13 protein-coding genes are annotated in these 13517 nt (G+C 63.0%); 9 read left to right on the top strand and 4 right to left on the bottom strand.

The genetic code is table 11. The annotated features are described in order from the left end of the window. Nucleotides 1-73 precede the first annotated feature (73 nt). The 7 genes from LOY54_RS16760 to LOY54_RS16730 all read left to right on the top strand — a co-directional run bounded on the left by LOY54_RS16760 (nt 74) and on the right by LOY54_RS16730 (nt 8760). The gene (locus tag LOY54_RS16760; RefSeq protein WP_258607251.1) at nt 74-673 is read left to right on the top strand and encodes a DUF1842 domain-containing protein; all 600 of its coding nucleotides are present in this window, start codon (nt 74-76) and stop codon (nt 671-673) included. 19 nt (nt 674-692) lie between these two features. Further along, entirely contained in the window at nt 693-1172 is a 480-nt protein-coding gene (locus tag LOY54_RS16755) for a DUF1842 domain-containing protein (protein ID WP_093381430.1), read from the top strand. Between the two features lie 233 nt (nt 1173-1405). Next, nucleotides 1406-3610 carry an OsmC domain/YcaO domain-containing protein gene (locus tag LOY54_RS16750; protein ID WP_213603982.1) on the top strand — a complete coding sequence of 735 codons (2205 nt, stop codon included), beginning with the start codon at nt 1406-1408 and terminating at the stop codon, nt 3608-3610. 164 nt (nt 3611-3774) lie between these two features. Continuing rightward, on the top strand, nt 3775-4587 hold the full coding sequence (locus LOY54_RS16745) for a class I SAM-dependent methyltransferase (RefSeq protein WP_258607250.1): 813 nt from the start codon (nt 3775-3777) through the stop codon (nt 4585-4587). Nucleotides 4588-4747: 160 nt separating this feature from the next. Next, nucleotides 4748-5251, top strand: coding sequence for a sigma-70 family RNA polymerase sigma factor (locus tag LOY54_RS16740; protein WP_258607249.1), 504 nt, complete (start codon nt 4748-4750; stop codon nt 5249-5251). Between the two features lie 5 nt (nt 5252-5256). Beyond that, nucleotides 5257-6216: a DUF4880 domain-containing protein gene (locus LOY54_RS16735; protein ID WP_258607248.1), complete on the top strand. Its 960-nt coding sequence runs from the start codon at nt 5257-5259 to the stop codon at nt 6214-6216. A gap of 108 nt (nt 6217-6324) precedes the next feature. Further along, nucleotides 6325-8760, top strand: a complete 2436-nt coding sequence (locus LOY54_RS16730) for a TonB-dependent receptor (protein ID WP_258607247.1) — start codon at nt 6325-6327, stop codon at nt 8758-8760. On the opposite strand, the gene LOY54_RS16725 is transcribed toward LOY54_RS16730, so the two are convergent. From LOY54_RS16725 to LOY54_RS16715, 3 genes are all read right to left on the bottom strand, one after another. After that, the gene (locus LOY54_RS16725; RefSeq protein ID WP_093381439.1) at nt 8748-9260 is read right to left on the bottom strand and encodes a hypothetical protein; all 513 of its coding nucleotides are present in this window, start codon (nt 9258-9260) and stop codon (nt 8748-8750) included. The genes LOY54_RS16730 and LOY54_RS16725 overlap by 13 nt on opposite strands. Nucleotides 9261-9271: 11 nt before the next feature. Next, nucleotides 9272-10210 carry a YncE family protein gene (locus LOY54_RS16720; RefSeq protein ID WP_258607246.1) on the bottom strand — a complete coding sequence of 313 codons (939 nt, stop codon included), beginning with the start codon at nt 10208-10210 and terminating at the stop codon, nt 9272-9274. Between the two features lie 169 nt (nt 10211-10379). Next, the gene (locus LOY54_RS16715) at nt 10380-11966 is read right to left on the bottom strand and encodes a hypothetical protein (RefSeq protein ID WP_258607245.1); all 1587 of its coding nucleotides are present in this window, start codon (nt 11964-11966) and stop codon (nt 10380-10382) included. Between the two features lie 197 nt (nt 11967-12163). Between LOY54_RS16715 and LOY54_RS16710 the strand changes: the two genes are divergently transcribed. Then, nucleotides 12164-12535 carry a hypothetical protein gene (locus LOY54_RS16710; protein ID WP_258607244.1) on the top strand — a complete coding sequence of 124 codons (372 nt, stop codon included), beginning with the start codon at nt 12164-12166 and terminating at the stop codon, nt 12533-12535. Here LOY54_RS16710 and LOY54_RS16705 read toward each other — a convergent pair. Then, a complete protein-coding gene (locus tag LOY54_RS16705; RefSeq protein WP_258607242.1) occupies nt 12532-12918 on the bottom strand; it encodes a hypothetical protein in 387 nt (128 codons plus the stop codon). The genes LOY54_RS16710 and LOY54_RS16705 overlap by 4 nt on opposite strands. A gap of 131 nt (nt 12919-13049) precedes the next feature. Between LOY54_RS16705 and LOY54_RS16700 the strand changes: the two genes are divergently transcribed. Further along, entirely contained in the window at nt 13050-13517 is a 468-nt protein-coding gene (locus tag LOY54_RS16700) for an NUDIX domain-containing protein (protein ID WP_258607240.1), read from the top strand.

The raw sequence follows: 13517 nt of genomic DNA, 5'->3' as shown, positions 1-13517 counted from the left end.
GTGCGCCAAGGAAGTCGCCCGCCAGAAACAGCCCACGCGCTTGTTTCCACTCATTGTTTGCAATGGAGGCACCATGACTGACTCACTACAAGCACCTGTAATAGGACTCTTCCCCCTGTCCTACGTCATCGGCACCGATGCACCCGGCGCCCAGCGTCTGGTTCTCGATTTGCTGGTGCATCCGTCTGATCGTACCCTGCGCGGCAGCGCCCAGCTCACCCAGGCCACCAACCCGCCACTGGACCTGAACCTGGACGTCTGGGGCACCTACAGCTACCAGCTGTTCCTACCGCCGAGCCCGAGCAATATCCTCATCACCCTGCAAGGTAACCACGGCGGCCCGACGGCCAATTCGCCGATCATCTTCAGCCTGCACCTGGCGGTGGGCTCGGACTGGCAGAAAGGCCAGGCCGGTTACCGCTACCTGAATAACCAGGGGCAATGGATCGTGGTCGAGGCGCCAGCGCACCGCGAAGACACCCGTATCAAGGCCTTCGGTAACCTCGACATCCAGGCGCTATTGCACACCGCGACCCTGGAGGCGGCCATTGCCACCGGCGATGTCGCCCACCTCAAGGCCCTGGCGGCCGGTGATGCGGGCGCAGCCCTGAACACCGCCATCGATTCGACCAAGAGCACTTCCGGCAAAGCCGGCAAGTCCAGCCGCGCCTGACCAGACAAGGAGTCGTACCATGCCCGCAATCGGACTGTTCCACACCCGTCTCAACGTACGCACCGGCCTGCTCGGCGCCCCCGTGCTGACCCTCGATCTGTTGGTCAACACCGTGCACAAGAAGATCACCGGCGTGGCCAGCATCTTTGCTGCCACCTACCCGCCGCTGAACTTCCATGCCGATGTCTGGGGGGATTACTCGGACCTCAAGCTCGGCCTCAAAGGTGAGGGCCATATTGTTATCAACCTCACCGGCAGCCCCAGCGGCCCGTTCAGTACCCTGGAGCAGACCTTCCATCTGCACGGAATCCTTGATGCCAAGTGGGCCAGCGGCACCGCCAGCTATCGCTACCTGCGCCTGGATGGCGGCGGCTGGCAAGTGGTACCGCATGCCAACGTACGCCAGGCGCCGACCGAGACTCACCAGAGCCAGAAGGACGTCAGCGAACGTAGCCGCAGCCGCCTGCAGGCGGCGATTGGTCAGCTGGAAAGCGCGTAAAGGCGCGTGACAAGAGGGCAGCCCGGTAGCCCGGGCTGCTTATCGACTGCATCCAGGCGCTGCCAAACAAGGCTGCATCGGCGACAACGCTGACGATGGCTGCCGATTCAGCAGGGCGATGACTTTGAGTGCTTCGTGGCGGGTTTGCCCGAGTAATTGCGTCAGGCACAAGACTTCCCGGCGAAAACCCGGATAATGGCGGCCAAATCGTTTTGCTCGTATGGTATTCCCGCATGGAAATCAAGGTTAACTTTCTCGACAACCTTCGACTTGAAGCCAAGTTCGATGACTTCACGGTGGTGGCCGATCAACCGATCCGCTACAAGGGCGATGGCTCGGCACCGGGGCCGTTCGATTACTTCCTGGCTTCGTCGGCCCTGTGCGCGGCGTACTTCGTCAAGCTGTACTGCCAGACCCGCGATATCCCCACCGATAACATCCGTCTGTCGCAAAACAACATTGTCGACCCGGAGAACCGCTACAAGCAGATCTTCAAGATCCAGGTCGAGTTGCCGGCCGATATCAGCGAGAAAGACCGCCAGGGCATCCTGCGCTCGATCGACCGCTGCACGGTGAAAAAGGTTGTGCAGACCGGCCCCGACTTCGTCATCGAAGAAGTGGAAAACCTCGACGCCAACGCCCAGGCCCTGCTGATGCTCGACCCGTCCTCGGACACCAGCACCTTCATCGCCGGCAAGGACCTGCCACTGGAGCAGACCATCGCCAACATGTCGGGGATTCTCGCCGGCCTCGGGATGAAGATCGAGATCGCCTCGTGGCGCAACATCGTGCCCAATGTCTGGTCGCTGCACATTCGCGATGCGCAGTCGCCGATGTGCTTCACCAACGGCAAGGGCGCCACCAAAGAGGGTGCGCTGGCCTCGGCGCTGGGCGAGTTCATCGAGCGGCTCAACTGCAACTTCTTCTACAACGATCAGTTCTGGGGCGAAGACATCGCCAATGCCGAATTCGTCCATTACCCCGACGAGCGCTGGTTCAAGCCAGGCCGTAAAGATGCGCTGCCGGCGGAGATTCTCGACGAATACTGCCGCGAAATCTACAACCCCGATGGCGAGCTGTGCGGCTCGCACCTGTACGACACCAACTCGGGCAATATCGAGCGTGGTATCTGCTCGCTGCCGTTTGTGCGCCAGTCCGACGGCGAGGTGGTGTACTTCCCCTCCAACCTGATCGAGAACCTGTACCTGAGCAACGGCATGAGCGCCGGCAACACCCTGGCCGAGGCCCAGGTGCAATGCCTGTCGGAGATCTTCGAGCGCGCGGTCAAGCGTGAAATCCTCGAAGGCGAGCTGGCCCTGCCGGACGTACCGCAGGAGGTGCTGGCCAAGTACCCGGGCATTCTCGCCGGTATCCAGGGCCTGGAAGAGCAGGGTTTCCCGGTGCTGGTCAAGGACGCCTCGCTCGGCGGCGCCTTCCCGGTGATGTGCGTGACCTTGATGAACCCGCGCACTGGCGGCGTGTTCGCCTCGTTCGGCGCCCACCCAAGCTTTGAAGTGGCGCTGGAGCGCAGCCTCACCGAGCTGCTGCAGGGCCGCAGTTTCGAAGGCCTCAACGACCTGCCGCAGCCCACCTTCGAAAGCCACGCGGTGACCGAGCCGAACAACTTTGTCGAGCACTTCATCGACTCCAGCGGTGTGGTCTCGTGGCGCTTCTTCAGCGCCAAGGCCGACTTCGAGTTCGTCGAATGGGACTTCTCTGCCGAGGGTGAAAACGCCAACGCCGAAGAAGCCGCGGCGCTGTTCGGCATTCTCGAAGACATGGGCAAAGAGGTGTACATGGCGGTGTACCAGCACCTGGGTGCCACCGCCTGCCGCATCCTGGTGCCGGATTACTCGGAAATCTACCCGGTGGACGACCTGATCTGGGACAACACCAACAAGGCGCTGTTCTTCCGTGAGGACATCCTCAACCTGCACCGCCTGGATGACGAGCAACTGCAGTCGCTGGTCGAGCGCCTGGAAGAAAGCGAGCTTGATGATTACACCGACATCACCACCCTGATCGGCGTCGAGTTCGACGACAACACCGCCTGGGGCCAGCTGACCATCCTCGAACTGAAGCTGCTGATCCACCTGGCCCTGCAGCAGTTCGAGCCGGCCAAGGAGCTGGTCGAAACCTTCCTGCAGTTCAACGACAACACCGTCGAGCGCGGCCTGTTCTACCAGGCGGTGAACGTGGTGCTCGAAGTGGCCATGGACGACGAGCTGGAGCTGGCCGATTACGAAGCCAACTTCCGCCGTATGTTTGGCAACCCGCGCATGGACGCGGTGCTCGGCTCGGTGGACGGCAGTGTGCGCTTCCATGGCCTGACGCCGACCAGCATGAAGCTCGAAGGCCTAGACCGTCACCAGCGTCTGATTGACAGCTACAAGAAACTGCACGCGGCGCGGGCCAAAGTGGCCAATTTGTCGCGCTAAAAGGCGCCAGCAAAAACAGCACCTTCGGGTGCTGTTTTGGTTTATGCGCACAGGTTATAGCCATGTAGCCAACCGGTCTTGCCGCTCAAACGCTGGCGCTTGCCGCAGGCGGGGGTTGGCGTTTAGCTGAGGGTTCGTGTGAACAACCTCATCAGGTGCAGACCATGAGCACACCCCTGGATTTGCATGCGTTAAAGGCGCGCCAGCAGGCGGCGTGGGCCAGCGGCGACTACGCGGTGATAGGCACCACCTTGCAACTGGTTGGCGAGCGCCTGGCCGAAGCCTGCGACTTGCGCTGGGACGAAAAGGTCCTGGATGTCGCCGCCGGCAACGGCAATGTCACCCTGGCCGCCGCCCGCCGTGGCTGCCAGGTGACCTCGACCGACTACGTGCCCGAACTGCTCAAGCGTGGCGAGGAGCGCGCCCGGGCCGAGCACCTCAACGTGGCCTTTCAAGTGGCCGATGTCGAAGCCTTGCCGTTCGAGGACGGCGCCTTTGACGCCGTGGTCTCGACCTTTGGCGTGATGTTCGCCCCCGACCAGGCGCAGGCGGCCAGGGAACTGGGCCGCGTATGTCGTTCGGGCGGGCGCATCGGCCTGGCCAACTGGACCCCGCAAGGTTTTATCGGGCAGATGTTCAAGACCCTCGGCGGTCACGTGCCGCCACCGGCCGGTGCACAACCGCCGTCGCGCTGGGGCGATGAAGAGCAGTTGCACAATTTGTTCGGCGACGACATCGGTGCGATTAAGGTCAGCCGCGAACACTTCAACTTTCGCTATCGTTCGCCGGCGCACTTCATCGAGGTATTCAGAACCTGGTACGGGCCGGTGCACAAGGCGTTTGCCTCGCTCGACAGCGACCAGGCCCGCGCGCTGGAAAGCGACTTGACCCAACTGCTGAACGACAACAACGTGGCGGGAGGTGCATCGCTGGTGGTGCCGAGCGAGTACCTTGAGGTGGTCATCAGCCGCCGCTGAAATCATCGCAGGTCCTGCGCGCAAGCGGTGGGAGCGGGCCTTGCCCCGCGAAACGGTCGGTTGTGTTGTTTCATGGTCGAGCAAAGCAAAACCAGTAGTAGTAAATGAATGAGAAGTATTACCATGCACGGCTTTCCTTAGCTGCCAGGAGATCCCGTCCATGCCCCCGTCCAGCCCTCACGATGTTGGCGCGCTGTATCTGCAGCATCACAGCTGGGTGGTGGCCATGCTGCGGCGCAAGCTGGGCAATCGCGAGCAGGCGCTGGACCTGGCCCAGGACACCTTCGTAAAGCTTCTGCGCAGCGAGGTGCCGCCACTGCTGCGCGAGCCGCGGGCGTACCTTGGCACCATCGCCAGCCGCCTGTGCCTGCAGCATTTTCGCCGCCAGGCGCTGGAACGTGCCTACCTGCAAAGCCTGGCTCAGCTTGAGCCGCAGCATCAGCCGTCGGAAGAAACCCGGGTGCTGGTGCTCGAGGCGCTGGACGCCGTCGGCCAGGTGCTCGGTGGCCTGGCCAGCCGGGTGCGGGAGGTGTTTTTGCTGTCCCAGCTCGATGGCCTGACCTACCCGCAGATCGCCGAGCGCCTGGGCCTGAGCGTCAATGTCGTGCAGAAGGCCATGCTCAAGGCCTATCGGCATTGCTACGCTGCCGTGCACGGCGAATGAAGCCGATGCCCGCAGCCGAGCCGCGCCTTGACCCGCACATTCTGGAACAGGCGATGCTGTGGATGGTGCGCCTGCAATCGGGGGTGAGCTGCGATGCCGAGCAACTCGCCTGCCAGCGCTGGCGCCAGGAAAGCGCGGCCCATGAACTGGCCTGGCAGCGGCTCAGTGGTATCGGCCAAGGCCTGCGAGAAGGCACCTGCGGTTTGTCGGCGGCGGGGGCGCGCAGTCTGCTTGAGGCGCGTTCGCTGCCTTCGCGCAGGGCAGTCCTCAAGAGCCTGGTCGCCGGTGGCGTACTGATCGCCAGTGGCTACGGGGTACAGCAGCGCAGTGTGCTGCCGGGCCTGTTCAGCGATTACGCCACTGCCACCGGCGAGCGCCGCAACTGGACCCTGGCCTCGGGGCTGGCGCTGCAACTGGATACCCGTAGCGCCCTGGACAGTGATTTGCTCGATGGCGTCCGGGTGCTGACTTTGAACCGTGGGCGGGTATTGCTGGAGGTGGGGCAGGGCACCAGCGTCAGCCTGCGCACGGGCGAGACCCGGGTACGGCCAGCGGCACTGTCGCGGCTGGTGGTCAGCCGGCAACCCAGCGCGACGCTGGTGCAGATGCTCAAGGGCACCGTGCAGGTCGAGCATGGGCAGGACTCAGGCTTGACCCTGCAGGCCGGCTGGCAACAGCTTTACAGCAGCACCCGGGCCGGGCCGTTGCTGCCACTGGCAGCGGGCGCGCAGGCCTGGACCCAGGGCCTGCTGGTGGCGCAGCGCATGCCGCTGGCCGAACTGCTGGCCGAGCTCGACCGCTACCGCCCCGGCGTGCTGCGTTGTGATCCGCAGGTTGCCGGGCTGCAGGTCAGCGGCTCGTTCTCCCTCGATCAACCCGATGCCAGCCTTGAGCTGATCACCCAGGTGTTGCCGGTTCGCGTGCAGCGGCTGCTGGGTTACTGGGCCAGCGTTGTCCCGGCCTGAAATAATTTGCATTGGCGTTGGCAGGTTTTCTCGCTTCGCGCATCAAGACAAGGGAAAGCGCTGATCAGCCAGCGCCATGCCCACCTCTGCTCTCCAAGGACTGTCTCGATGCGTTGTCGCCTTACCCCCCTTGCCACTGCCGTTCGCGCCCTGATGCTGGGTGTTACCCTGGTCACCTTCAACCCAACCGTAATGGCTGCCCAGGCGAGCGCGGAGCAGGCCGGTGTGCGCAGTTATGACATCGCCCCGGGGAGCCTGGACAGCGTGCTCGGCCAGTTTGGCCAGCAGGCCGGGGTGATGGTCGCGGTGGACTCGCAGGTGTCCAACGGCCTGCACAGCCCCGGGCTGCGCGGCCAGTTCGCCGTCGACCAGGCACTGGCGCAAGTGCTGGCCGGCACCGGCCTGCAACCTGTGGTCATGGGCCAGGGACGTTACCGGTTGATACCCCGCGCCGCGGATGCCGGTGCCCTTGAGCTGGGAGCGACCAGTGTCAGCGCCGCCGGCCTGGGCGCCACCACCGAAGGCACGGGCTCCTACACCAGCGGCTCGACCAGCACGGCAACCAAGATGAACCTGTCGATCCGCGAAACACCGCAATCGATCAGTGTCGTCACCCGCCAGCGCATGGACGACCAGCAGCTGCGCAACATGTCCGATGTGCTCAACCAGACCCCAGGCGTGACTATGTCTCAGGACGGCGGCGAGCGCTTCAACATCTATTCGCGCGGCAGCGCCATCAACACCTATCAGTTCGACGGCGTCACCACCTACCAGGAAAACCAGACCCGCACCATGCCCAGCACCCTGCTGGACATGGCCATCTACGACCGGGTAGAGGTGGTGCGCGGTGCCACCGGGCTGATGACCGGGGCGGGCGACCCCAGCGGCGTGGTCAACGTCATCCGCAAGCGCCCGACCCGTGAATTCCAGGGTTATCTGCAAGGCGGCATCGGGTCGTGGGATTTCAAGCGCCTGGAGGCAGATGTCTCCGGGCCGCTGACCCCCACCGGCAACCTGCGTGGGCGCATGGTGGCGGCCAAGCAGCTCAACGACACGTTCATGGACTGGTACCAGCAGGACCGCGACATTCTTTACACAGCGCTCGAAGCCGACCTCAGCGACACCACCCTGGTGCGCCTGAGCATCGATCACCAGCGCTACCGGCCCACCGGCGGCCAGGGGGTGCCGATCCTGTTCAGCAACGGCCAGCCAACGGATTTCTCCCGTGATGCCAGTGCCGGCGCGCGCTGGGCGTCAGACCGCTTCGACACCAACAACTACAGCCTGGCGCTCGAACAGCAGCTGGCCAACGACTGGCAACTGAAGGTCGCGGGCACCTTCATGGATGTCGATCGCGACACCCGTAGCGGCTCCTACCAGAGCTCCACCGGCATGTCGTACATCACCCCCGAGGGCAATGCCACCATCAGCCAGGGCTGGTCCGAAGCCACCCAGCACCAGAAAGCCGTCGATGCCACCTTGCAGGGGCCATTCGAGCTGTTCGGGCAAACCCATGAACTGATCGTCGGCGCCAACTACCTCGACTACGTCAACCACCACTACGCCACCAGCGGGCGTTCGGCCATCGTCGACTTCAATACCTGGAACAACGAACTGCCCAAGCCCGACAAGGACAGCTTCGCCCCGGCGCTGGACTACGACGTCGACACCCGCCAGAGCGGCTACTTCGTCGCCGGGCGCTTCAACCTCAGCGACAGCCTGCACCTGATCCTCGGCGCCCGGGCCAGCAACTACCGCTATCACTACTATTCCAAGAGCCTGGCTTCCGGTTACGTGCTGGACTACAGCATGACCGAACGCGGCGAAGTCACGCCCTACGCCGGGGTGGTTTATGACCTGACGCCCGAGCAGTCGATCTATGTCAGCTACACCGATATCTTCAAGCCACAGTCGAGCCAGGACCGCAGCGGCAAGGTGCTGGAGCCGGTGGTCGGCAAAAACTATGAACTGGGCTGGAAGGGCGAGTTCTACGACGGCCGCCTCAACGCCAACGTCGCCGCCTACGTGATCAAGCGCGATAACGTCGCCGAGCTGGATGCCGGCTACACCGTGCCGGGCACCGACCAGGACGCCTACCGCGCGGTCAGCGGGGCCAAGACCAAGGGCGTTGACCTGGAACTGGCCGGCGAGCTCGCCCCGGGCTGGGAGCTGCAAGCGGGCTTTAGCCACTCGCGCACCGAAGACGCCGAAGGCCAGCGCCTGACCAGCCAGCTGCCGCTGGACACTTTCCGGTTGTGGACCACCTACCAGCTACCCGGCCAATGGCAGCGCCTGACCCTCGGCGGCGGCGCCAGCTGGAACTCCAGCAACTCGTTGTACTTCAGCCGCTACAACAGCCGCGTCAGCCAGGATGACTACGCGGTGTTCAACCTGATGGCGCGCTACCGGCTCAGCGATCATCTTTCTACCACCCTCAACCTCAACAACCTGCTGGACGAGAAGTACTACGCCGGGTTTTCCGGCAGCTACGGGCACTACGGGCCGCCGCGCAATGTGATGATGAATGTGCGTTACGACTTCTGAGGTTTGTAGTCGCAATGGATCTGCATGCTCTCTGTTTCGTTTCGATGGATGTCAAAGCCGCATTGTTTCAATGCGTCTTTGACCCTGTCGATAACCACCAGGTAGTGCGCTGCGCGTGCGCGCTGGCGAGTCAGCGAGGTAAAGACGCCAAAGGGCAGAAAGCGCAGCCTTTTTCCCTTTAACACAATGGAGACATCGACATGTGAGCCATCCACGTCATGGCCATTGGCGCCAAATATCTCGCCGACTTCATCCTTGCGACCGGGGTAGCAGGCGCAGAACACCTTGATGCCCAGCCAGCGTGAGAGTGTTCTGAACGAACCCAGATGGCTGTTTTTGTTTTCATACCCGCGTACCAGCAACAGCTCAATGTCGGGTGGCAGCGTTGATTGGGCCTCAATCAACTTATGGAAAGTTTCTTCATCGATGGCTACTTCAGAGGACGGCCAGCGCGGGGATACTCGTATCCCGTGGCGCTCTCCCTTTGGCAGTACAAGCATGCTGGGCGTTCTCAAATGGGGCTATCCGGGGAGAGGGGGCGGGTCAGATCAAGCACATCGACGACTGCACCGCTGAAAAAGTCCACGACCTCCAGACGGTGGGTCAGCAACTGATCGCCAAACCAGTCAGCGGCGAGCCGGCCGGGTGGGCCTTTGTGGCGTACAACCGTGGTTTCGATCTGGCCGCTGTCAGCCGCAAGGATGATGTCTTCACCCCAGTTCGAACGCTGCGTCGCCGAGATCGGCAGGCACAGGTGAGTAGCGGATTCATTGAACAGGATTGTCCCGGCGCCTACCTGACCATATTCGTCGATGTTCCTGGACCACAATGTCGCGCCGTTGCGATCGCAGCACAGCAGGCGGTTGTTTTCACCGGTGACAAACAGGTATTGACCATCACGGGAAAAGCGCAGGCTTCTGACCTTGGCGTCCAGCACCAGGGTGATCTTGTTGATCTCGCCACTGGCGCAATCAACCGTCAGCACACTGTTGCTGGCCCGCTCATCGGGTGCCCAGAGTTTGCCTTGCACGGGGTCGATGCAACCAAACCGGGCATCGACATTGCGGGCGATCGGTTCGCTGCATTCGCCGCTGTCCAGGTCGATGACCACCGGGCGCTTTTTATCGTTGCCGACCCCGACCAGCGCGTACCGGCCGCTGGGGTCCAGGTGCGACCAGTACGCCAGGAACCTGTCGGTTTCATGCAGCGCCGTGCGATCTTCAAGAAAGCTCAGGCGCGAGCGACTGGCGCCGCGCACCACCCGCCAATCGGTGCCTTGCAGGGCCATGCGCCGGCCATCGTGGGAGATGTCGCAAACCCTGTCGTCGGCCTGGGTACCGACGGGGTGGGTCAATGCACCGGTGTCCGGATCGTACTGGGTCAGGCAGGCGGGGCGAATACTGTCGCTTTTATCGAAGAACACCAGGCGGCGGGGTACATCAATGTACATTGCAACTCCGAAGGCCATTGGGCAAAGAGGCGCAAGGATAAAGCGTGTGCCGGCTGTATGGCGAGTGCTGTGCACTCGATCGCGGGTCGAGCCCGCTCCCACTGGTCCGGGGTGCACAGATCCATTGTGGGAGCCGGCTTTGCCGGCGATGAGGCCAGTAATGTCACGGCTATTGCTGGGGATCCTGCGGGCGGATCAGCGCCGGATCGGACTGCAACTGCCACTGGCTGCGCAGCGACTGCAACTGTGCCTCCAGGATCGACACACCGCGGTCACGCTGGGAGATGCGCTCGCGCTCGAACAGGTCAGTGAGCAGGCCAAGCAGGTTGCGTGATTCGGAGACCGACGCCGGTGTGCTCACGTCGCTTTGCAGCACGCCATCGGCGTAAGAGCGCACACGTTCATTGCGACTGGCCTGCTGGCTGACGCTGGCTTCGACCAGGCTGTTCTTGTCGTAGCGCAAGCGCGTGCTGGTGCTCGATTGGTCGCTGACCTCGTGGTAACGGTAGTTCTGCGTCGCCAGGGCGTCGACCAGCGCCATCTGCGGGTTGAGGCTGGTGTGGTAGGCGGCCGACAGGTTCGCTTGCTGATCCTGTTGCACCGCGCGGTTCGCCGGCGATGCACCACTGATCGTCGTTGACTGGGACACTTTGTAGTCGAAGCGATCCAGCTCGGTGGGGCGCAGCGGGTTGGGCTGTTGGCTGGTCTGGCTGATCGAGGCGCTGAAGTCGGCCAGGCCACTGAGCAGGGCGGTGTCTTTGGCGGCCAGCAGCGGGATGCGGCCGGTCGCTGGCCTGGCGATATCGTCGGCGCTGTTGAGCTGAACGAAGGCGTCCTTGAGCAGGCCCACCAGGTTCTCGTCGCCTTTGCCACGGCTCTGCGCCGCATCGAACTGGCTCAGGTAATTACTGATCGCCGCCTGGCGCTGGGCGCTTTTACCCAGCAGCGAAGTGTCACGGGTATCGAGGTTCAGTTGTACGTTACCGGCCGGGCCCTGCAGGCTGAGCTTGCGTGCGCTGTCATCCAGGGTCAGGTCGAACGTCAGCTGCTGGCCATTTACCGTGTCCAGCTTGGCGTTCATCTGCAGCGCGCTGAACAGGGTCGGGTCGAGCGTGGCCAGCTTGCCCAGTTGCAGGCGTGGTGGTTGCTCGCTCAGGCCGTTGATGGCGCCCTGAAAGCTTTCGGCCAGCGACGCCAGGCCCTTGAGCTCATCGCTGCTGAGCTGGCCGCCCTGTACTTCGGCGCTGACCGCCAGGCCTTGCTCATTGCTGGCCAGGGACAGGTTCACGGTGGCACCGGAAGCGGTGGTCAAGCTCAGGTTTACCGCATTGGCCGGGTGCTGGCGCAGGTTGTTGCTCTGCACCTTGAGTGCTTCGGCGCTTGGCTGGGCGCCGTCGGCGAAGGCGAACACCGATTGCGTAAACGACTGGCCGCCGTTGGCTACCAGTTGATTCACCAAGGCTGCGCCGAGCCCGTGGAAGCGCGAACCGATAGCGCTGGCCTGAACACCCACCATCATGTTCATGCTCAGCTTGTTCAGGTTGTCGTTTTCCAGCACATAGCGCAACGGCACCGCGAGGGTCCCGCGCGACGAATAAGTCGCTGCATCTTCGCTACGAGGGCTTTGGCCCAGGTTGACGGAGGTACTGGGCGGCGTCGCGAGCTGATCGGTGCGACTGCTGACAGCGTTGGCCGGTGTCGCCTGGGGGGCGGCGTATGCAGGGGCAATGCGCAGTCCTGCGTTGATTGGGTTCATGGTCGGTACCCGTGGTTTCCATACGTGTTCAGGGATATCGGCGGTGGATTTCAAAGCTTTAGTGTGCAGGGGCCGGCCTGCCCCGGGATGCGACCAACGCGCTGCCGTCGGCGTGCGCCAAGACCAGCACTTTGCGGCGCAGTGGGTTAGGATCAGCGCACGCTGCACTGCAGTCTGAACCCAAGGACGACACCTCAATGCACAGCCACTTCGCTCACATCAGCGAGCGTTTGCACAATCGCCGCTTCGCCGTCGCCAACAATGCCCAAGGGCTCTCCGGCACAGGTACGCTGTTCCACTATCAGGTTGAAGGTACTGCCATTTCGAGCACCTACCAGGGCGGCCGGATTCGTGTGGGGCATCAAGTCGGACGTGCCACGGGCGCCGATACCATCGAGTTGCTGTTTCACTGCCTGACCACCGAGGGCGAGCTGCTGTCCGGCTGGTCGCGTGGCACGATAGGCGTTGACGATGCCGGGCGGTCCACGCTGAGTTTCGTCTGGGGCTGGTTGTCGGGGGCGAGCGGGGGCGGGGAGTCGAGCTACGTCGAGGTCGCCGAGCAACCCTAGCGACGATAGTAGCGGCGGTCGTCCTCGTAACGGTAACGCATGGCCCGGTCATGGTGGCGTTCCCAATAACGATGGCGCTCGGCCTCGCGTCGGGCTTGCTCCCTGCGCCATTGTTCTCTGCGCCAGTTTTCCCGGCGCCAATCGTCCCTGCGGTCGTGCCAGCGGTGGTCATCGCGGTAGCGGTCGTCATGGGCCAGCAATGGCCCAGGCTGTTGCTCGGTCATGCTCGCCAGGCTCGGCCAGGGGCTTGGTGCAGGTTGCACAGCGCGGGCTTCGGGGGCCAGCAGCGGGGTGGACGTCTTCATCAGTGTGGCTGATGCCGAGCCCGCTGCCGCGAGTGCGAACAGGGCAGCGAGCAGCATCCGTGGGGCATGGAGTTTCATGAGCGAAGACAACCTCTGAATGACGATTGAACGTATCCCAATAGACCGGTAAACAGAGAAAAGTTCTATGGCTGCGCGGCTAAAGCGCTGGCGTATGATGCGCAGCCCTCTTTGCCGACAAGGATATCGCCATGCTCCCCAACAAGGCCTGCGCCGTGGTTGTTGCCGCCACCCCGAACCCCAGAATCCTCTTGTTTCGTCATCCGCTGGCGGGTGTGCAGCTAGTAAAGGGCACGATTGAACAAGGCGAAACGGCGGGCCAGGCAGCGCTGCGGGAACTGGCCGAAGAGTCTGGCATCAATGCCGCGACCCTTGCCGATGATCTTGGCTGTTGGGAGTCCGGGCATCTGGGGCAGGTCTGGTCGTTCCACCTGTGCCAGGCGAGCGGACCTTTGCCGGAGCAATGGACGCATCAGACGCTTGACGACCACGGCCACAGGTTCGAATTCTTCTGGGCTGCGCTCGAGCATTTGCCCCTTGCCGATTGCCATCCGGTCTTTCAGCGCGCGCTGCAGTTTTTATCGGCAAGCCTGAAAGCGCGCGGTCATTGGGCAGGCGAACAGCCGTTGCAGGACGATATACTCCGCGCCATTGATTGA

The sequence above is a fragment of the Pseudomonas sp. B21-032 genome, assembly GCF_024748965.1.
Classification (GTDB): domain Bacteria; phylum Pseudomonadota; class Gammaproteobacteria; order Pseudomonadales; family Pseudomonadaceae; genus Aquipseudomonas.
The sequence above is the reverse complement of the archived record's forward strand: the minus strand, read 5'-3'. Positions and strand labels throughout refer to the sequence as shown.

What these genes read in the sequence shown, in the direction of transcription:
- LOY54_RS16760 (WP_258607251.1), top strand. Translation starts at nt 74, where the DNA reads ATGACTGACTCACTACAAGCACCTGTAATAGGACTCTTCCCCCTGTCC.
- LOY54_RS16755 (WP_093381430.1), top strand. Translation starts at nt 693, where the DNA reads ATGCCCGCAATCGGACTGTTCCACACCCGTCTCAACGTACGCACCGGC.
- LOY54_RS16750 (WP_213603982.1), top strand. Translation starts at nt 1,406, where the DNA reads ATGGAAATCAAGGTTAACTTTCTCGACAACCTTCGACTTGAAGCCAAG.
- LOY54_RS16745 (WP_258607250.1), top strand. Translation starts at nt 3,775, where the DNA reads ATGAGCACACCCCTGGATTTGCATGCGTTAAAGGCGCGCCAGCAGGCG.
- LOY54_RS16740 (WP_258607249.1), top strand. Translation starts at nt 4,748, where the DNA reads ATGCCCCCGTCCAGCCCTCACGATGTTGGCGCGCTGTATCTGCAGCAT.
- LOY54_RS16735 (WP_258607248.1), top strand. Translation starts at nt 5,257, where the DNA reads ATGCCCGCAGCCGAGCCGCGCCTTGACCCGCACATTCTGGAACAGGCG.
- LOY54_RS16730 (WP_258607247.1), top strand. Translation starts at nt 6,325, where the DNA reads ATGCGTTGTCGCCTTACCCCCCTTGCCACTGCCGTTCGCGCCCTGATG.
- LOY54_RS16725 (WP_093381439.1), bottom strand. Translation starts at nt 9,260, where the DNA reads ATGCTTGTACTGCCAAAGGGAGAGCGCCACGGGATACGAGTATCCCCG.
- LOY54_RS16720 (WP_258607246.1), bottom strand. Translation starts at nt 10,210, where the DNA reads ATGTACATTGATGTACCCCGCCGCCTGGTGTTCTTCGATAAAAGCGAC.
- LOY54_RS16715 (WP_258607245.1), bottom strand. Translation starts at nt 11,966, where the DNA reads ATGAACCCAATCAACGCAGGACTGCGCATTGCCCCTGCATACGCCGCC.
- LOY54_RS16710 (WP_258607244.1), top strand. Translation starts at nt 12,164, where the DNA reads ATGCACAGCCACTTCGCTCACATCAGCGAGCGTTTGCACAATCGCCGC.
- LOY54_RS16705 (WP_258607242.1), bottom strand. Translation starts at nt 12,918, where the DNA reads ATGAAACTCCATGCCCCACGGATGCTGCTCGCTGCCCTGTTCGCACTC.
- LOY54_RS16700 (WP_258607240.1), top strand. Translation starts at nt 13,050, where the DNA reads ATGCTCCCCAACAAGGCCTGCGCCGTGGTTGTTGCCGCCACCCCGAAC.